Below are 19,610 nucleotides of genomic sequence, written 5' to 3' on the forward strand. Positions count from 1 at the left end.
TTTCTATCATCCCCTAGCTAGTATTCCGCATATATCATATCATTTTTAAGAGGCGATTGTGGAAATTTAAGGTAGAATTAAGGTGATGTTACTCATTAGGTAAGGTGAGTCTATTATAGTAGTTCGTAAGGAGGGAATAACATTGATGGCAATTACAAAGAAGGAATTCTTTCAATTATTCAAAAGTGTGAAATCGATTATTATGATTGTTGTTCTTTTAGTCAGTTCTTATTATTTTGCAAAGCATACGGAGCAATTAGTACCAATTCTGGAGTTAGAACAAACTTCAAGTTGGTATGCGGGTGGTCTACTAATAATCTTGCTACTTTTTGGTCCATTATTCGTGATGTCATTATCACATGATGTCTTAAATCGAGAATTGAGTGAGCGTACGATGCGCTTTCTTGTCACGAAGACATCCAAAGCAAATATTCTGTTTGGTAAATTTTTAGGAGTATGGATTTTTTGGTTTGTCTGTTTTACTGTCTGTTATGTAATAACGTTGTTTTATTCTAAGTCATTTGATGGGCGATTATTTTTGGAAACAGTAAGTTTATTAACTTACCTTGTCGTAATTACATTATTGTTATCAAGTGTCATTAAGAGTCCACAATATACAATGTTTATTGGTGTGATTTTTGGGATGGCCTTTTCAATCTTTCAAATGGTTATATTAGAATCTACAGCATGGTATAGCTATCTAAAATATTTGATGCCGCTATTCTATATGCAAGACGAAGATTTTAAGTTTCTTATCGTTTTTTTACAAGCTGCTGTTATGTATAGTATGACTTATTTTATTTTTAAAAGGACGGATTGTTAAATGAATGTGATAGAAACGAGAGATATAGTAAAGCGCTTTGGTAAAGTCGATATTGTAAAAGGGATAAACTTAAAAGTAGAAGAAGGAGAGGTTTTCGGTTTTCTTGGTAGAAATGGGGCAGGAAAATCTACTTTTATAAATATATTAACAGGTATTCTTCGACCAACTTCTGGCTCATTTAGTATTCTAGGAGAAAAGGTACCAAATGAAGAAGTGAAAAAAAGAATCGGAGTATTGCCTGACTATACGGCATTCTATCATCATATGAATGCAATTGCTCATTTAAAATATTTTGCCAATATTTCTGGAAAAAAAGTGACGACTGCAGAATGTTTACGTGTCTTAAAATGGGTTGGACTTGGTATAGATGCGAATAAAAGAGTGGGTAAATACTCATTTGGGATGAAGAAAAAACTAGGGTTAGCTCAAGCGATTATTCATGATCCGGAAGTATTATTTTTAGACGAACCAACCTCGGGATTAGATGTTGAATCTGCGATAGAAATTCAACAATTAATCATTAAGTTAAAGGAAATGGGGAAAACGATATTTTTAACTTCGCATAATTTATATGAAGTTGAAAAGCTCTGTAACAGAATTGGAATTATGAAAGATGGCAAGCTACAGAAACTTGGTACAATTGCTGAACTTAAAGCGTATTACCGGTCGAAGCTGATTGTGACAATGAAACATTCAATTTTTCCGCAAGATCAAGAACATACGGTCATCCAATGGTTAAATAATATGAGTGAAGAGATACAACGAGAAGATGAGAAAACAATAATAACTTTAGAAAAGGAGGAACAAATTGCTCAAATTGTAAGAGCTTTTAACCAATATAAAATTGATATTTTTCGTATTGAGGTAGATGAGCCTAGCCTTGAGGAAGTATTCTTAGAAGGATAGACCAGATTTTAAGTATCATAAAGGTAGCCTATAAAACCATTCTTGGTTAGGCTACCTTTTATTTTTTACATTTGAGCTAAAGAAAAAATTAACAAATAATTTCAAAATAACACTAGATTTTTTTTTCATTCCATCCTATAATGAAAATGATTCTCATTATCAAACTAAATCTCTGAATGAAAATCGTTTTTTTATATGAGAATGTTAGTAGCAGCAACTGCAGGGAAGGTTGAATAGTAATGAGTGAGAAGCACCTTTGTATAGGTTTATCATTATCACCTACTTGGTTAAATGGCTGGGGTTGGCGCAAAAAAGATAGTAGTGCAGAACGTATATTTTCTGCTGATTTTTACATAGATCTGACGAAAAAAGCAGAAGAAGCAAAGTTGGACTTTGTATTCAAACCAGATGCATTATTTTTGCATCCAGAAAGAGTCAATGTTTCACCAGCGATGGGAGGATTAGATCCGACATTGTTGATGACGATGCTGGCAGAGCACACAAGTCAGATTGGATTAGTCACAACTGTTTCGACTACTTTTAACCCACCATACGTGATTGCAAGGCAATTACAGACACTTCATCGATTAAGTGAAGGAAGAGCAGGGTGGAACATTGTCACTTCCATTGAAGGTGGAGATAATTTTGGCCATAAGAACATGCCTTCTTCAGAGGAAAGATATAATCGTGCGAAAGAGAGCGTAGATGTTATTCGTAAGTTGTGGAGGAGCTACCCTGCTGAAGCTTTATTAGTTGATCGGGATGAAGGAATATTTGCTGATAAGGATAAAATTCATCCAATTGATTATAAAGGTGATTTTTATGATGTGAGTGGACCACTGAATTTACCTGCTCACCTTGCTGGAGAATTACCATTATTTCAAGCAGGTGCTTCTGATGCTGGGCGTGAGTTTGCTTCTGGTGTAGCATCAGGAATTTTTGCTGCCACACCTTCAATCGAATCAGCGATAAGTTATCGTCAAGATTTGCGCAATCGTGCAAAGTCAAAAGGTAGAAAAGCTGATGAGATTGTTGTATTACCAGGATTATCACTTTTCTTAGGAAATACAACTGCTAAAGCAAAAGCGCTTTATCGTGATGCTTTTGCACATCTAAGTCAGGAGCAACAATTGGCAATGGTTCGGCGTATACTTGGCTTGGATTTGAGTGGATTTGCTAAAGAAGACAAAGTAACTGCAGCACACATACCGCATAATAATCAACAAGTGTATAGCAAAACACATGCAGAACTGTTAAAAGATTATATTATCAAAAATGAACCAACAGTTCAGCAATTACTATCAAGGCCAGAGGTTATCAGTTCGGCTCATTGGATAATCATCGGCACAGTCGAGGAGGCTGCACAGCAGATTGAATACTGGCTGGATAAAGGAGCAATGGATGGTTTTATTGCTTTACCAGGTGGTTCAATAAGGTCACTACAACTATTTTTCGATAAGCTGCTACCATTACTTGTAGAAAAAGGATTGTTCAGAGAAGAGTATGAAAGTAATACATTTATAACAAATCTAACAAAGAAGAAGAACTAGAAGGAGAGAATAATAGTGAATAGAAAGTGGATGTTAGCTAGTTTAATGATGTTCATCATGTTAGTATTAGCCGCTTGTGGTGGAGGTAGTAGTGAAGAGTCAAATGCTTCGAACAAAGAGGAAGATGATGCAAAAACCGAAGAAAACAGTGAAGATGGTACAAAAACCATTGAGTACTTAGGTAAATCATACGAAATCCCTGCTAATGCAGAGCGAATCGTAATTACTGGTGCCATGGAAGCAATGGAAGATGCGTTAGCATTAGATGTACATCCAGTGGGTGCGATTTCAGTTGGAGGAGAATTTCCTGAAATTTATACTTCTATCACAGATAAAGCTGAATCTATCGGTGAAAAAAGACAACCGAACTTTGAAAAAGTGCTTGAGTTACAACCAGATGTTATTTTAGCAACATCTAAATTCCCTGCAGATGTAACAGAGAAATTAGAGAAAATTGCTACGACCATTCCTGTTTCTCATATCTCTACTGATTGGGAAGCAAACTTAAAGTTAATGGGTGAGATTTCTGGAAAAGAAGATAAAGCAGAAGAAGTATTAAATGCATATAAAGAAGATGTAGAAACTGCAAAAGCATCTATTGCTGGTGAATTAGAAGGTAAAAAAGTAGCAGCTGTACGTATTCGCGCAGGTCAAGTATTTGTATATCCACAAGATGTATTCGTCAATCCTGTTTTATATAGTGAATTAGGATTAGAAGTGCCAGCAGAGATTGAAGCAGCAGAGAACCAAGCTCAACTTTCAATGGAACAGTTAGCAGATATGAATCCAGACCACCTATTCATCCAATTTGCTGAAAGTGAAAATGCCGAGGCGAAAAACGCTCTAGAAGAATTACAAAACGATCCAATTGTGAAAAACATTACGGCATTTAAAGAAGATCAAGTATATGTAAATACAATTGATCCACTATTAGAAGGCGGCCCTGCAAATAGCCGTGTTGAATTTTTAAAAGCATTACAAGAAGATTTATCTAAATAATATCGCAGGATTAAGGAATATCATCAAAAGATGATAGTACTCTAGCAGTTATTGTCCCATATACACACCATCCATATTTTTTCGCTCTCGCCTATGGACCCCCTTTCCGACGTGCTGAGCTATATATCCATTATGGACAATAATTGACTAGATCACCTTTTTCTATATAGAATTTCGAGACCACCCAAAATATTGGGTGGTCTCATTTGTCCTCGCAGTATTTAATCATTTTCTAAAAAGAAGGCGTGTTAGCAAGTCATTCAGAAAGAAAGCCGGAGATGAGCGCTTTGCAAAAGATGTTAGCAAGTCACTCAGCAAGAAACCCTGGGATGAGAGCCTCGCAAAAGATGTTAGCAAGTCACTCAGCAAGAAACCCTGGGATGAGCGCTTCGCAAAAGATGTTAGTAAGTCACTCAGCAAGAAACCCTGGGATGAGCGCTTCGCAAAAGATGTTAGCAAGTCACTCAGAAAGGAAGCCGGGAATGAGCGCTTCGCAAAAGATGTTTGCAGGTCACTCAGCAAGAAACCCGGAGATGAGCGCCGCGCAAAAGATGTTAGCAAGTCACTCAGAAAGGAAGCCGGGAATGAGCGCTTCGCAAAAAGTGTTAGCAAATCACTCAGTAAGAAAGCCGGAGATGAGCGCTTCGCAAAAGATGTTAGCAAGTTACTCAGCAAGAAACCCTGGGATGAGCGCCTCGCAAAAGATGTTAGCAAGTCATTCAGAAAGAAACCCGGAGATGTCCGCCGCGCAAAAGGTAATCTGAGTATAATTTTTATCTTTGGAGCAAGTTCGAAATAAAGAAAGGAAGCCCGTAATTAATAGTTTCTTACTATAGAAAAATTATATAATGATATTAATTTGTTATTCCTTATTTTGCTATAGTTATAATTATTTGGATTATCAATCGTTGCAATTGTAAAGTTCGTTGCTCTTTAAAAAAAATTCATAAAGGATAAGCGACGAAACAGACATTATTCTATATCTAACAAGAAATAATTCGCCATTTAAATGAGACCTAAAGGAATATAAGCAAGGTTTATGTATTACGAAGTGAGCGAACTATTTACAAGAATAAAACCCGAGTACGCAAAGTGCCCAAGGAATTAATTCTTTATGATTCAACGGGCACACCGTTAAATGGTGTATCACTCAATTTGATCGAATCTGTTGGACATCCATCGATGGCGTCTTCAACGTCAAAGAGGAGATCTTCCGGTATTGGTTCATTTCCTTGGTTATCATCGAGAATGACAAAAGAGATTCCTTCGTCATCATAATCATACACATCTGGAGCTGAAGCACCGCAAGCGCCACAAGCAATACAAGTTTCTTTGTCTACAATCGTATATTTGGCCATGATATAACCTCCAATAAAAGTTTAGATACTAATGTTATAACTAAAAAAATACGGTTAACTAAATAATGTTATATACGGAATGATAATTGGATAATTATGATTTGTCAAATATTTTAGAAATAAATAATTTACGGTTATAACCTTAATTACCAATGTTTTTAACTTATTTTAATTATATTAACTCTATTTTAAAATATCTGATTTTTATTTACATTTAAAAAATTATGTGATAATTTAAGTGAAAATAAATATAACTTTTTTACGGTTGGAAACTTGTAAAAGGTTATATTTATATATGTTTTTTAAATGAAAGCGTTTTAAAAACGGGCTTTTTCTATAGAAGGCTAGTGCTCAAAAGCTTTTTTACAAAAATACTTACACAATCTCCACATAACAACACTGTTAAATTGAGGTGTTTCAACGATTAAAATAATGTACTTATACGAGTAGCTATCAAAAGGAAAAAGCCACAATAACCAATAAGGAGATAAAAAGATGATTCTACACAAAGCTGAAACCTTTAGTAAGTCTGAAATGGAAGCGCTACAGTTAGAAGGATTAAAGAAAACTGTGAATCGAGTATTTGAACATGTCCCTTTCTATCAAAATAAGTTTCAAGAATTAAATATTACTCCGAATGATATCCAAACCCTTGATGATTTAAGTAAACTTCCTTTTACGAAAAAATCCGATTTAAGAGATAACTACCCTTACGGCTTGTTTGCGGTAGAGATGAAGGATGTCCTTCGCGTACATGCTTCATCTGGTACAAGTGGGAAACCAACGGTTGTTGGTTATACTCAAAATGATGTTGATAACTGGGCAGATTTAGCTGCTCGTGCGATTGCCTTAGCTGGTGGTGAACCGGATGGCATTTTCCAAAATGCCTATGGTTATGGGCTATTTACTGGGGGATTAGGGATTCATTTTGGTGCAGAAAGATTAGGAATGGCGACAGTTCCGGTATCTGGTGGCAATACCGATCGCCAAATAATGATTATTGAGGATTTCAAACCGACAGTGATTGCAGGTACCCCTTCTTATATTTTAAAAATTGCAGAAGAAATGAAAGCGCAAGGCAAAGATCCAGCTAAGAGTTCCTTAAAATATGGCATTTTTGGTGCAGAACCATGGACAGAAGGTATGCGTAAAAAACTTCAAGAGTTGTTCGGTATAAAGGCAAGTGATATTTACGGATTAAGTGAAGTGATGGGACCAGGTGTAGCGATGGAATGTCATGAAGAACAACAAGGTCTGCATATTGCTGACGATCATTTCTTGGTAGAAGTAATCGATCCGGATACGTTAGAACCAGTAGCTGAAGGAGAAATCGGCGAACTTGTTTTTACTAGTTTAACGAAGGAAGCGTTCCCGATTATTCGTTATCGTACAGGAGACTTAGCTTCAGTAAAATCAGGTACTTGTTCCTGTGGTAGAACAACGAAAAAAATGTCACGAATTAAAGGGCGAATCGATGACATGATGATTATTCGGGGTGTAAATGTATTCCCTTCTGAAATCGAGCATTATTTATTACAAATAGAAGAATTGGCACCTATCTATCAAGTACATTTATTGAATGATGGTGTACTGGATAGTGTAGAACTTCATGTAGAAATGGATGAAGTTATGTATCAAAAATCGAACGGTGTCGATTTAGAGGGATATACTTTAGGTTTAATGAAAAAAGTCCAGCATTCCATGAAAAATAACTGTCTAGTTTCGATGAAAGTTAAAGTACATCCACCAAGGAGTATTCCAAGATCAGAAGGAAAAGCTGTTAGAATCGTTGATAAGCGACAAGTCGAAGTCATCTTGTGAAAAAATTAAAATGAATAATCAGAAAAATAAATTTGCTTTATAACATAACTATAATATATAATATCGTTATATAAACGTTATATAAAATGGAAAATAAATTAAAGAAGAGAGGGAAGGTAGATGAGTAGTTCAGTTGTAGCGGAGACAGAAGAACAAAAGTATGAACAGTTTATGGAACGGATCAATCGCGGTGAACAAATCGAAGCTGATGATTGGATGCCTGAAGATTATCGCAATGCATTAATTAAATTGATTTCCATGCATGGAATCAGTGAGATTATGGGAGCGCTTCCAGAGAAAGAATGGGTACCTAAAGCCCCGTCTATACAAAGAAAACTCGGCATCATGGCAAAGGTACAAGATGAAATGGGGCATGGCCAATTACTATTGCGTGTCGCTGAAGACTTACTTAAGCCTACTGGCAAAACACGAGATGGCATTATGCAGGATCTTTTTACAGGAAAATTGAAATTTCACAATGTATTTCATATGCCGGCACCGAGTTGGGGAGATGCAGGTTTAATTGGTTGGTTAGTAGATGGTGCGGCTATCATTACACAGACCAATATGCTTAACAGTTCGTATGCACCCTATTCAAGAGCATTGCATCGTATTTGTGCGGAAGAAGTCTTCCACGCTCAACACGGTGAATCGATTATCATGGCATTAGCAGAGGGAACAGAGGAACAAAGAGAAATGGTGCAAGATGCTGTGACAAGATGGTGGGAGTCACTTCTGTTATTCTTCGGACCCCCAAGTTCCCAAGTAGGCAAGTCAAAACAAGATATTACCATCAAATATAAAATCAGACCAAAGACAAATGAAGAATTGCGTCAAGCGTTCCTTACAAAATATGTACCTAGAATTCTATCTCTTGGTTTAGAGATTCCTGATCCAACCATTCGTTTTGATGAAGAGAAGCAAGAATGGATCTATCAACAACCTGATTGGTCGAAATTAAAAGAAATAATGAAAAATAATGGTCCTAAATCTCAGGAACGCTTAAATCTTCGCCGCGTATCTTACGAAAATAATGCTTGGGTGCGAGAAGCATTAGGTCAGATTAGCTAAAGGAGGAAGTCAGATGGGTAGTAATGAATTTTTTCAAGAATTCGAAGTATTTAGTAAGAAGACATCAAAAGCAGCTTTTCAACATCAATTTAGCTTGCTTGCCCCTAACGCTGAAATGGCTATGGTTATGGCCCAGGAGAACTTTTTACGCCGTGAACCTGTAGCAGATATTTGGGTGGTTAATCGTAAAGAAATTCGTGGTTTAAATTATGAAGAAAAGCAGATGTTGAACCGGTTAGATAATAAGGAATACAGAACAACAAAAGGGTATGGCTACTTAAAGAAAAAATGGCGCCATTACGAGCAACAAATGTTAGATGAAAAAGAGATTCTATCATGGGGGGAGAAGTAAGATGAGCACGAATGCAGTAGAAATGACACCAGCCCATAAAGAAGCACTTGCTGAGCTTTTATTTCAGCTTGCTGATGATGACTTTCTCCTCTCTTACCGCGGTTCAGAATGGCTAGGATTGGCGCCTCATATTGAAGAAGATGTTGCTTCATCTTCCATCAGTCAAGATACGATGGGTCATGCGAAAATGTATTTCGGTTTACTAGAAGAGCTGGGGTATGGAAAGATAGATGATCTAGCACATGGACGATCGGCGAAGGAAAGAAAGAATAGTATATTAGTAGAACGCGAAAATGGTGCAGGCTACTATATGGAAACACCAAGATATGATTGGGCATATGCAGTTGTTCGCAATTATTTCTATACGCTAGCGAAAAAAGTAAAAATAGATTCATTGAAAAAAACCACCTATCAGCCACTGGCTGAAGTAGCCACAAAAGTTAGCATGGAATTGTTTTACCATCATATACACTGGAGAACATGGTTTACGCAATTATTATCCTCATCTGACGAGGCTAAAGAGCGTATGAACAAAGCAATTGAAGGAGTAATGGCTGACTTTGGTGATGTTTTCTCTTATGGTAATGCATCTCAAAGCTTTAAAGAATTTGCTTTAATTGAAGATGCAACGGTATTAAAACAAAGATGGGAAGCAGCACTTGAAGAAGTAGTGAAAGCGCTTCATATCGAATCGCCTATCATACAGCAACCAGATCGAAATGGACGTTTAGGGGAACACACTGAGGAACTTGACCGTGCGTTAAGTACGTTATCAGAGGTTTATCGCCTCAATCCTTCTGTTCCTTGGTAAGACTTTTTAGAACATGTGAGGAGGAATAGAGATGTATCAACCGACTTTAGTAGCTGAAAAGGACATTATGGAAGCGCTTGAATTAGTTCAGGACCCTGAAATTAGCACAGTGAGTGTGGTAGACCTAGGGATGATCGAGGGTGTAGAAATACATGATTCCCATGTATCGATTACGATGCTTCCAACCTTTTTAGGGTGTCCAGCACTTGAAATCATCAAGAAGAATGTGGTCGAACAAATCCAAAGTGTAGCGGGGGTAGAAGCAGTAGAAGTATTATTCAAAACTGCACCTCCATGGACTTCAGATCGCATTACGGAAAAAGGACAAAAAGGACTAAAGGCGTTTGGTATTGCTCCGCCTCCAAAGCATTTTACAGAAGACGGTTCTTGGCATGTGGATTGCCCCTATTGCGGATCAACCTATGTCACGCTTGATAATATTTTTGGACCGACAGCCTGCAGAAGTATTTTATATTGTAAATCATGTAAAAATCCATTTGAAGCAATGAAACCAATATCAAACTTAATGTAAAGGGGAATATAAACAATGGTCAAATTAATCGCATTTTACAAGCAACCGGAAGATAAGGCAGCATTCGATGAGCATTATTACAATGTACACGTGCCAATTACTGAAAAAATTCCTGGATTACAAAAAATGAAAGTAACAAAAATGGTCGGTACACCAACAGGAGATGAGCCCAAATTTTATTTAATGTGTGAAATGTATTATGAAAATCATGAAGCATTGAAAAATGGTATGAAGTCACCTGAAGGTAAAGCATCAGCGAAAGATGTAATGGGGTTTGCAGGTAAACTGGTTAGCTTTGCTATCGGTGAAGAAGACGAATGAGTGAATACGTGTTTATAGAAACAAAAGTGGAGGGTTATATTGGCATCATAGAGCTGAACCGTCCGAAGCAATTGAATGCCCTTAATCGTCAAATGATAAAAGAAATTGTTCAGGTAATGGAGAGTTATGATCAGGACGATACCGTGAGAGTCATCTTACTCAAAGGAAAAGGAAGAGCTTTTTCAGCAGGCGCAGATATTGACGAAATGTCGAATGATGATCCCATTCATCTAGAGCTATTAAACCAATTTCAAGATTGGGATCGTCTTTCAGTGATAAAAAAACCGATTATCGGTGCGGTTCAAGGCTTTGTTTTCGGAGGGGGATTTGAACTGGCTTTAAGTTGTGATGTATTGATTGCAGCTGAAGGTACGGAATTCTCCTTTCCCGAAGTTAATCTAGGTGTGATGCCAGGTGCTGGAGGTACACAGCGTTTAACCAAACTTGTAGGTCGCACGCTCGCATTAGAGTGGATATGGAGTGCGAAACGTATTCAAGTAGAAGAGGCGCAATCTCATGGCTTTGTAAATAGAATTGTATCTGGCGAACTATTAGAAGAAGAAACATTAAAGTTTGCGAAAATGATTGCAGAAAAGCCGCCACTAGCTATCCGCCTCATTAAAGATTCCGTTAATAAAGCTGTTGATTATTCTTTATATGAAGGCATGCAATATGAACGAAAGAACTTCTATCTACTCTTCTCTTCAGAAGATCAAAAAGAAGGAATGAATGCTTTTATTGAGAAAAGAAAGCCCAAATTCCACGGAAAATAGAAAGAAGGTTGGCAATGTTCAATACAATTAATTATGAATGTCATGAAGGAATCAGTTGGATCAAGCTGAATCGACCCGATAAATTGAACGCTTTTATTGCAGAAATGAATCGCGAAATTACACAAGCAGTAAAGCAAGCGGCTAAAGATGAAAAAGTACGCTGCATCGTTATTACTGGTGAAGGTAGAGCGTTTTGTTCCGGGCAAGATTTAGCCGAGGTAAATGATGATACGAATCACGGTGATTTACTAAGAAATCATTACACACCGATGGTAAAAGCAATAATGGCTTGCGAAAAACCTATTATTGCGGCGGTGAATGGCGTAGCTGCAGGCGCTGGGTTTAGTTTAGCTTTAGCTTGTGATTTCCGTCTTGCTTCAGAAAAAGCTAGTTTTATCAATGCTTTTGTTAATATTGGTCTAATTCCGGACTCTGGTAATTTACATTTTCTTAGCCATGTAGTTGGCCGAGCGAAAGCGATAGAGATTTCTGTTTTAGGGGAAAAAATCCCTGCGCAGAAAGCCTTGGAGCTGGGTGTGATTAATCGCGTCATTCCACAAGATACTTGGCAAAAAGAAGTAGAGGAATTTGCAATTAAATTAGCAAAAATGCCTACAAAAGCCATTGGCTTAATTAAAAGATACTTAACACTGGCAGAGAATCTCCCGCTAGATGCTTATTTAGAAAAAGAAGCAGAAGGGCAACGAGTTGCTGGTTTAACAAAGGATGCAAAAGAAGGCGTTCAAGCATTTATAGAGAAAAGACAACCTGAATATATCGGGCAATAAAGATTAGGAGTGGTAGACATGGCAACAGTTCAAGAAACAGCTAAAGAAGCAGTATCAATGAAGAGAGATTACTATCACCTGATAATTAATGGCGAAAAAGTAGAAAGCACAGGCGGAGCAACAATCAAAACTTATAACCCTGCTACTGGTGAATTATTGGCAGAGGTGGCAAAAGCGTCAAAAGAAGATGCAGAAAAAGCAGTTTTAGCAGCAAGAGATGCATTTGACAACGGAAAGTGGAAGAAGTTTCCCGTTAATAAAAGATCGCGTATTATGAATAAAATCGCTGCTATTATGCGTAGTCGCTTTAATGAACTCGTTGAATTAGAGATGCTTGATACGGGTAAAACATTAAGCACAGCACAAGGACAAGTGATGCAAGCGATTGAGGATTTTGAATTTTATGCAGGCGCGATTGTTGGTCACCGTGGAACAGTCAATCCAATGGCAGGACAATTTCACAATTATACTGAAAAGGAACCTGTAGGGGTTTGTGCACAAATCATCCCTTGGAACTATCCTCTAATGATGGCTGCTTGGAAGGTTGCTCCTGCGATTGCAGTTGGATGTTCAATCGTTGTGAAACCAGCTAGCTTAACACCACTTACAGCGATTATTTTAGGAGAAATCTGCATCGAAGCAGGTGTCCCGGCAGGAGTAGTAAATATTGTTCCTGGATCAGGTAAAGATGTAGGGAATTACTTAGTTGAGCACGATAAAGTGGATAAAGTGGCTTTCACAGGATCAACACCAATTGGTAAAGATATTATGGCGAAAGCTTCAAATACATTGAAACGCGTGACATTAGAGCTAGGTGGAAAATCACCAAATATCGTTTTCGATGATGCGGATATTGATGCAGCAGTTGTAGGATCAATCTACGGAATTTACTATAACACAGGTCAATCTTGTGAAGCGCGTTCTCGTCTCTATGTACATGAGGATATTTACGATGAATTTGTAGAGAAATTTGTTGCAAAAACAAAGTCATTAACATTAGGTAACCCATTTGATAAGGGGACACATGTTGGTGCCATTATCGATCAGAACCAATGGGATGTCATTGATGGTTATGTGCAATCTGCCAAAGAAGAAGGCGCTGAAATTCTTGCGGGTGGTAAAGGTGCGCAAGTAGAAGGGTTTGAAAATGGCTTTTGGTATGAGCCTACAGTGATTGCTAATGTGAATCATGAGATGAAAGTGGTTAAAGAAGAAATCTTTGGGCCAGTTGTTGTTATCATGAAATTCAAAGATGAAAAAGAAGCAGTTAAACTGGCGAATGATACTGTGTATGGTTTGGGCTCCGCTGTTTGGACAAAAGACGGAGCAAAAGCAACAAGAGTAGCAAACAAAATTGAAGCAGGAATTGTTATGGTGAACTGCCCATTCTCTGCTTTTCCTGGTACACCTTTTGGTGGTTACAAACAGTCTGGTTTCGGTCGTGAATTATGTATTGAAACATTGGATCTTTATACAGAAACAAAAAGTATTATTTCTTACTTTGGGAACAAACCGCTGAACCCATTCGGCATTTAAGGAATACACATATGCGGATGCCAAGACTATTTACCCTTGGCATCCGCCTTCATTTATTAATGGGAAATAGAGGAGGAGAGCATGATGAGTAAAATTGTTGTTGTCGGATCAGGCGTGATGGGCAGAGGGATTGCTTATGTGAGCGCAGTCGGTGGATACGAAGTTGTCTTGAATGATATAAAGGAAGAAGCATTGAACAGTGCAAAAAAAGAGATTGAAAGTATTTTTGCAAAAGGTGTTTCTCGTGGGAAAATTACGGGTGAACAATCAGCCGCGGCTCAAGCGAATCTAAGCTATGCAACAGACTTGAAACAAGTAGTGGCTGATGCGGATCTTGTTATTGAGGCTGTTCCAGAAATTGCGAGCATTAAAAAAGACATTTTTGAAACGATTGATCAATATGCACCTGGACATTGTCGTTTTGCCTCTAATACATCAACAATGAGCCCGACGGAAATTGGCTCCTATACGAACCGCCCAGAAAAAACAATCGCCATGCACTTCTTCAACCCGGTACATAAAATGCCGCTAATTGAAATCATTCGCGGATTAGAAACGAATGATGACACAGTTGCTTTTATTGAAGGTGTTGCTGGCAAAATGGGTAAAGAAACAGTTGTTGTAAATGAGTTTCCAGGATTTGTAACTAGTCGTATGAGTGCGCTCGTCGGAAATGAAGCATTTTATATGCTTCAAGAAGGATTAGGGACGCCAGAAGATATTGATAAAGCGATTAAGTTAGGTCTGAATTATCCGATGGGACCATTCGAATTAGTCGATTTGGTAGGTTTGGATGCAAGATTAAACAACTTAAGGTATCTACATGAAAAATTAGGTGAAAAATACCGTCCTGCTCCATTACTAGAACAATACGTCAAAGCTGGCAGATTGGGAAGAAAATCTGGCAAAGGCGTCTATGATTACACGAAAAAATCAGAGGAGGCATCTGTAAAATGAGAGAAGTTGTTATCGTTGATGCAGTAAGAACACCAATTGGTCGCTATAAAGGCGCATTAAAGGATGTCCGTCCCGATGATTTAGGTGCAACAGTCATTAAAGCATTGGTCGATCGGAACCCTGGGTTACCTGCTGAGCAAATAGAAGAGGTGGTCCTAGGCAATGCCAATCAAGCGGGAGAAGACAATCGGAACGTTGGTCGTATGTCAGCCCTTTTAGCAGGTTTACCTATTGATGTTGCAGGTACAACATTGAACCGTCTCTGTGGGTCCGGATTAGATGCTGTTTTATATGCAGCACGTGCGATTGCCGTTGGGGAAGGTGACGTTTATATTGCTGGTGGTACGGAGAGTATGACGCGTGCACCATTTGTGATGGCTAAACCGAGTAAAGACTACCCAAGAGGTAATATGGAAATGTTCGATACAACGATTGGTTGGCGTTTTACGAATAAAAAGCTTCATGAAATGTATGGCACAGACTCTATGCCTCAAACAGCTGAAAATGTAGCCAAACGTTACAATATTTCTCGTGAAGATCAAGATGCATTTGCTTACGAAAGCCAACAACGTGCAAAAAAAGCTATGGACGCTAATATTTTTAAAAAGGAAATCGTCCCTGTTGTCTATCACGATCGTAAAGGAAATGAAGTAGTAGTGGATACGGACGAGCACCCACGCCCCGATACCTCATTAGAAAAGTTAGCTAAACTACGTCCCATTTTTGAAGGCGGAACAATTACTGCAGGTAATGCTTCTGGTGTCAATGATGGTGCAAGTGCATTGTTAATTATGAGTGCGGATAAAGCAAAAGAGTTAGGACTAAAACCATTAGTATCCTATGTTGCTGGTGCAACAGCCGGACTAGAACCAGCAGTCATGGGACTCGGCCCAATCTATGCATCAAGAAAGGCGCTAAATCGTGCCCATTTATCTACAGCTGATATTGGATTGGTTGAACTAAACGAAGCTTTTGCATCACAATCAATAGAATGCGTGAAACAACTTGAATTAGATACAGACAAAGTTAACGTCAACGGAGGGGCGATTGCCTTCGGTCACCCATTAGGGGCAAGTGGTGCGAGAATTCTTACGACGTTGATATATGAAATGAAACGTAGAAAAGAAACATATGGACTAGCAACGATGTGTATTGGAGTGGGACAAGGAATTGCTGCTATTGTGAAAAATGTAGAAGAATAAAGAATGATATTGTTTGGCCATGTCCCCTTCATGTATAAGGGGACATTGTGGCATTTAATAGGGAGTAAATCTTGTTTTAATAAGTGAAGAGGCAAGAACCATTATCAGAGGAAAGTGATCAATGCAACGTCGTAAGTTCGTTCTTGGTAAATGAGAGCCTCACAAAAGAGAGCATTATAGCAATGGCAAAATCCCAAATTAACAATCCATACAATTATGGTATCACTAGGCTAAACATCCAGCGATCATATCTATCAAATAGTATCCTTTAAAGGAGGAAAACTCAATGACAAACGTATTATTCAAGCTAGAGAATCATATTGCAACGGTTACGATTAATCGTCCAGACGTCCTTAATTGTTTTGATTATGCTACACTGAAACAGCTTCAAGAAACGGTAGCGGATATGCAAATAAATCCTGATGTACGTGTGGTTATTTTCACAGGGGCAGGAGATAAAGCCTTTAGTGCTGGAGCAGATTTAAAAGAAAGAAAAACATTGAATGAACAACAAACAAGAAGAAATGTCCGCTTAATTCGTGATGTGTTCAATGATATTGCTAATCTACCGATGCCAACGATTGCTGCAATAAACGGATATGCCTTTGGTGGAGGGTTCGAACTGATTCTTGCTTGTGATTTTGCTCTCGCAGTAGAAGATGCTAAATTAGGTTTAACCGAAACGAGCTGGGCCATCATTCCAGGTGCAGGTGGTACACAGCGCTTACCGAGAGTGGTTGGAGAGATGAAAGCGAAGGAGTTAATCTTCACAGCCGCGAAAATATCAGCTAATGAAGCATATGGATTAGGAATTTTGACAAGAGTAGTAGAGAAAGAGGCTTTACAATCGACTTGTATTAACTTCGCACAACAAATGTTGAAAAGCGGGCCTGTTGCGCTTATCCAGGCAAAATATGCAATCTCACAAGGGATGAACACAGATATTCAAACTGGGATGGCGATTGAATCGAAGGCATATGAACTAACGTTACCAACAAATGATCGTGTCGAGGCACTGCAAGCATTTAGTGAAAAAAGACAACCGGTGTTTCAAGGGAAATAACTATTGCGTTTCTTTGTCTTTTTTAGATAAGATAAAAGATAAAGTACGAATGGAAAAAGAGTGTGATAGAAATGGGCAATAATACGCAATCTTTAATCTTTACGATATATGGAGATTACTTGCGTCATTATGGCAATAAGATTTGGATAGGTACGCTCATCCACCTACTGAAAGAATTTGGCCATAATGAGCAGTCAACAAGAGTAGCAATGTCCCGAATGTACAAGCAAGGCTGGGTTCAGTCTGAAAAGAAAGGGAATAAAAGCTATTACTATTTGACCCTGCGTGGAGAAGATCGGATGGAGGAAGCTGCGGGTAGGATATTTAAACTGAACCCGCATAGTTGGAAAGGTAAATGGTGTTTCCTTATGTATTCGATTCCAGAGGAAAAACGCCAGGTTCGTGATGAGTTCAGAAAAGAGCTTGTTTGGAGTGGATTCGGTAGTTTTCAAAATGGTTTTTGGATCTCACCAAATAACCTAGAAAAAGAAGTCAAGCAACTTGTTAAGAAGTATGAGATAGAGTCTTATGTTGACTTCTTTGTTTCAGAATATAAGGGGCCTCAAGATAGCCTGTCATTAGTGGAGAGAAGTTGGCCTGTAGATGAAATTCAAGCAAAGTATGAAGAGTTTATTTCTACATATAGTAAGCAATATATTATTCATCAAAGTATGATCCAAGATGGGAAAATGACTAAAGCAGAATGTTTTGTCGAAAGGACATTACTTGTTCATGAATACCGTAAATTTCTCTTTATCGATCCAGGTCTACCGAAGGAGCTTCTTCCTGTAGAGTGGAATGGGAACCATGCAGCACTTTTATTTACGCAATATTATAAATTACTTGCAGAACCTGCTAATGAATTCTTCGAAGAGATTTTTCGGAAGGATAATGATATCAAACGAAAAGATGCTGATTATGATGTGTCGAAGCATCCTTTAATGAGTGAAGAATAAAACGATGGCTATTTCAGCCATCGTTTTTCACTTGTTGCCCTTGAAATTCTGCGCCTTTTTGCACATAACTATCAATAGAAAGTTGTATTAACGCCAGATCCTTCTCATCGATTGCACGTACAACTTTTCCGGGTGAGCCGATCACAAGGGAGCGTGGCGGAATTTTTTTATTGGCTGGTATAAGCGTATTGGCACCAATAATACATTCTTCTCCAATGTGTGCCCCATCTAAAATGGTTGATCCCATACCTACAATTGAGCGCTTACCAATATGGCAACCATGAAGAACAGCATTATGGCCTACTGTTACTTCATCTTCAATAATTGTTGGTGAACCTTCGTATAGATGAATGGTTGCATTATCTTGAATACTACAACGTTCTCCAATGATTATTCTATCTTCATCTCCTCTAATGACAGCATTAAACCAAACAGAGGATTGTTTTCCAATGATTACATCACCAATAATATAAGACCCTGGTGCTTGAAATACGGTTTGATCTACAGAAGGTTTTTTGTCTCGGTAAGGTATGATCATTATTTTTTCCTCACTTTTATATTTTTTAGAATTGTCATACATTAAAATTTATTATAACATAATTATTACAGGTGGTGAAAAAATGAAATACTTAACAACTCTTTTAAATATTCAATATCCCATTATTCAAGGAGGGATGGGCAATATCAGCTCTGCACAATTAACAGCGGCTATATCTGAAGCAGGAGGCTTAGGGACAATCGGGTGTGGGACATCATCCGTTGAAGAAGTAGCCGAAAAGATTAAAGCAGTGAAAAAAATGACAACAAAACCGTTTGCCGTCAATATTCCCCTGACTGTTACAGAAGACGTGATAGGGATGATGAAATTGGTTATAAAAGAGCAAGTGCCGATTGTTTCTCTATCAGCTGGTAATCCAGCACCATACATAGCTAAGCTACATGAGGTGGGGATAAAAGTCATTGTCGTTGTCGCTTCAGTGAAACATGCTATGAAGGCGGAACGAGCAGGAGCGGATATATTAGTAGCGGAAGGTTTTGAGGCAGCAGGAATTAACTCAAGCTTAGAACTTACGACTTTTACGTTAATTCCACAAATCGTCAAGGCTGTTAATGTTCCAGTTGTTGCAGCTGGTGGTATTGGTGATGGGAGCGGATTAGCAGCAGCTATGATGTTAGGAGCAAGTGGTTGCCAAATGGGAACGAGGTTTATTGCCACAGAAGAAGCACCTTTTCATGAAAACTATAAGAAAAAAATCATTCAGGGTGACGACCTTTCAACAATGATATTGGGCAGACCACATGGGAAAGTAAGAAGAGTCATCACTGTGCCGTATGCTCAAACAGTGCTAGCGGAACAGGAAAATGATTCAGTTGAACAATATTTAGCAAAAACATCAGAAACACAGCATGTATTAGGCGCTATTGAGGGTGATTTTGAAAACGGCTTCATAAATGGTGGTCAGGTTGTTGGGCTTATTGACAGAATCCCAACTGTGAAATTCTTAATTGAACAAATGATGAAGGATTTAGAAGCGCAGGTAAGTGAAATTCATCAGCAGTTATTTAAATAAGGAGTCACGACATTACTAGATGAACTAATTTCAAAAACGAACAATAACAAATTATAGTTTATAAAAAATTATTTGCAAAAAAGTCCGTTCCATTGCACTACAGACACTCGCTTTCCGCGGGGAGGGGCTGAGCCTCCTCGGCATTGCCTGCGGGGTCTCAGCTTTCCCTCTATTTCCCGCAGGAGTCGAGTGTCTTCCGCTTCATTTCACTATTCTTATT

General features: G+C 38.3%; 21 protein-coding genes. 19 read left to right on the forward strand and 2 right to left on the reverse strand.

Translation table 11 applies throughout. The features are described 5' to 3' along the window. Nucleotides 1-145: 145 nt before the first annotated feature. From LG276_RS04535 to LG276_RS04555, 5 genes are all read left to right on the forward strand, one after another. Nucleotides 146-823: an ABC transporter permease gene (locus tag LG276_RS04535; RefSeq protein WP_251162839.1), complete on the forward strand. Its 678-nt coding sequence runs from the start codon at nucleotides 146-148 to the stop codon at nucleotides 821-823. Continuing rightward, on the forward strand, nucleotides 824-1,729 hold the full coding sequence (locus tag LG276_RS04540; protein WP_251162738.1) for an ABC transporter ATP-binding protein: 906 nt from the start codon (nucleotides 824-826) through the stop codon (nucleotides 1,727-1,729). It abuts the gene before it with no gap. Nucleotides 1,730-1,968: 239 nt separating this feature from the next. Then, nucleotides 1,969-3,279 (forward strand): NtaA/DmoA family FMN-dependent monooxygenase, encoded by a 1,311-nt coding sequence (locus LG276_RS04545; RefSeq protein ID WP_251162737.1) that lies wholly within the window; start codon nucleotides 1,969-1,971, stop codon nucleotides 3,277-3,279. Between the two features lie 15 nt (nucleotides 3,280-3,294). Continuing rightward, complete coding sequence (locus tag LG276_RS04550; protein ID WP_251162736.1) at nucleotides 3,295-4,278, forward strand: ABC transporter substrate-binding protein; 984 nt, start codon at nucleotides 3,295-3,297, stop codon at nucleotides 4,276-4,278. 287 nt (nucleotides 4,279-4,565) lie between these two features. Then, entirely contained in the window at nucleotides 4,566-5,042 is a 477-nt protein-coding gene (locus tag LG276_RS04555) for a hypothetical protein (RefSeq protein ID WP_251162735.1), read from the forward strand. 348 nt (nucleotides 5,043-5,390) lie between these two features. Here LG276_RS04555 and LG276_RS04560 read toward each other — a convergent pair whose 3' ends face one another. Beyond that, nucleotides 5,391-5,636 (reverse strand): ferredoxin, encoded by a 246-nt coding sequence (locus LG276_RS04560; RefSeq protein WP_095370463.1) that lies wholly within the window; start codon nucleotides 5,634-5,636, stop codon nucleotides 5,391-5,393. A gap of 495 nt (nucleotides 5,637-6,131) precedes the next feature. Between LG276_RS04560 and LG276_RS04565 the strand changes: the two genes are divergently transcribed. The 13 genes from LG276_RS04565 (at nucleotide 6,132) to paaX (ending at nucleotide 17,819) form a co-directional block, all read left to right on the forward strand. Beyond that, a complete protein-coding gene (locus LG276_RS04565; protein ID WP_095370462.1) occupies nucleotides 6,132-7,457 on the forward strand; it encodes a phenylacetate--CoA ligase family protein in 1,326 nt (441 codons plus the stop codon). 120 nt (nucleotides 7,458-7,577) lie between these two features. Then, nucleotides 7,578-8,528, forward strand: a complete 951-nt coding sequence (paaA, locus tag LG276_RS04570; protein WP_224934581.1) for a 1,2-phenylacetyl-CoA epoxidase subunit PaaA — start codon at nucleotides 7,578-7,580, stop codon at nucleotides 8,526-8,528. Between the two features lie 13 nt (nucleotides 8,529-8,541). Beyond that, nucleotides 8,542-8,880, forward strand: coding sequence for a 1,2-phenylacetyl-CoA epoxidase subunit PaaB (paaB, locus tag LG276_RS04575; protein ID WP_095370460.1), 339 nt, complete (start codon nucleotides 8,542-8,544; stop codon nucleotides 8,878-8,880). 1 nt (nucleotide 8,881) lies between these two features. Beyond that, nucleotides 8,882-9,691, forward strand: coding sequence for a 1,2-phenylacetyl-CoA epoxidase subunit PaaC (paaC, locus tag LG276_RS04580; protein WP_224934583.1), 810 nt, complete (start codon nucleotides 8,882-8,884; stop codon nucleotides 9,689-9,691). Between the two features lie 31 nt (nucleotides 9,692-9,722). Further along, a complete protein-coding gene (paaD, locus tag LG276_RS04585; RefSeq protein WP_224934585.1) occupies nucleotides 9,723-10,223 on the forward strand; it encodes a 1,2-phenylacetyl-CoA epoxidase subunit PaaD in 501 nt (166 codons plus the stop codon). A gap of 15 nt (nucleotides 10,224-10,238) precedes the next feature. Continuing rightward, a complete protein-coding gene (locus LG276_RS04590; RefSeq protein WP_095370457.1) occupies nucleotides 10,239-10,544 on the forward strand; it encodes an EthD family reductase in 306 nt (101 codons plus the stop codon). After that, complete coding sequence (locus LG276_RS04595) at nucleotides 10,541-11,317, forward strand: enoyl-CoA hydratase/isomerase family protein (protein ID WP_224934587.1); 777 nt, start codon at nucleotides 10,541-10,543, stop codon at nucleotides 11,315-11,317. Before LG276_RS04590 ends, LG276_RS04595 begins: the two co-directional genes overlap by 4 nt. Before the next feature lie 14 nt (nucleotides 11,318-11,331). Next, nucleotides 11,332-12,105: an enoyl-CoA hydratase-related protein gene (locus LG276_RS04600; RefSeq protein WP_224934589.1), complete on the forward strand. Its 774-nt coding sequence runs from the start codon at nucleotides 11,332-11,334 to the stop codon at nucleotides 12,103-12,105. 18 nt (nucleotides 12,106-12,123) lie between these two features. Further along, nucleotides 12,124-13,641, forward strand: coding sequence for an aldehyde dehydrogenase (locus LG276_RS04605; RefSeq protein WP_224934591.1), 1,518 nt, complete (start codon nucleotides 12,124-12,126; stop codon nucleotides 13,639-13,641). Between the two features lie 81 nt (nucleotides 13,642-13,722). Further along, nucleotides 13,723-14,598, forward strand: coding sequence for a 3-hydroxyacyl-CoA dehydrogenase (locus LG276_RS04610; protein ID WP_224934593.1), 876 nt, complete (start codon nucleotides 13,723-13,725; stop codon nucleotides 14,596-14,598). Further along, nucleotides 14,595-15,800, forward strand: coding sequence for an acetyl-CoA C-acyltransferase (locus tag LG276_RS04615; RefSeq protein WP_224934595.1), 1,206 nt, complete (start codon nucleotides 14,595-14,597; stop codon nucleotides 15,798-15,800). Before LG276_RS04610 ends, LG276_RS04615 begins: the two co-directional genes overlap by 4 nt. Nucleotides 15,801-16,086: 286 nt before the next feature. After that, nucleotides 16,087-16,863 carry an enoyl-CoA hydratase-related protein gene (locus LG276_RS04620; protein WP_095370451.1) on the forward strand — a complete coding sequence of 259 codons (777 nt, stop codon included), beginning with the start codon at nucleotides 16,087-16,089 and terminating at the stop codon, nucleotides 16,861-16,863. Between the two features lie 71 nt (nucleotides 16,864-16,934). Next, nucleotides 16,935-17,819 carry a phenylacetic acid degradation operon negative regulatory protein PaaX gene (gene paaX / locus LG276_RS04625; RefSeq protein WP_224934600.1) on the forward strand — a complete coding sequence of 295 codons (885 nt, stop codon included), beginning with the start codon at nucleotides 16,935-16,937 and terminating at the stop codon, nucleotides 17,817-17,819. 13 nt (nucleotides 17,820-17,832) lie between these two features. On the opposite strand, the gene LG276_RS04630 is transcribed toward paaX, so the two are convergent. Beyond that, the gene (locus tag LG276_RS04630; RefSeq protein WP_224934602.1) at nucleotides 17,833-18,357 is read right to left on the reverse strand and encodes a gamma carbonic anhydrase family protein; all 525 of its coding nucleotides are present in this window, start codon (nucleotides 18,355-18,357) and stop codon (nucleotides 17,833-17,835) included. Between the two features lie 82 nt (nucleotides 18,358-18,439). Here LG276_RS04630 and LG276_RS04635 point away from each other — a divergent pair, with 82 nt between their 5' ends. Then, nucleotides 18,440-19,390 (forward strand): nitronate monooxygenase family protein, encoded by a 951-nt coding sequence (locus LG276_RS04635; RefSeq protein WP_224934603.1) that lies wholly within the window; start codon nucleotides 18,440-18,442, stop codon nucleotides 19,388-19,390. The last annotated feature ends 220 nt before the right edge of the window (nucleotides 19,391-19,610 follow it).

This window comes from Cytobacillus kochii, assembly GCF_044790165.1.
In the GTDB taxonomy this organism is placed as follows: Bacteria; Bacillota; Bacilli; order Bacillales; family Cytobacillaceae; genus Cytobacillus; species Cytobacillus kochii.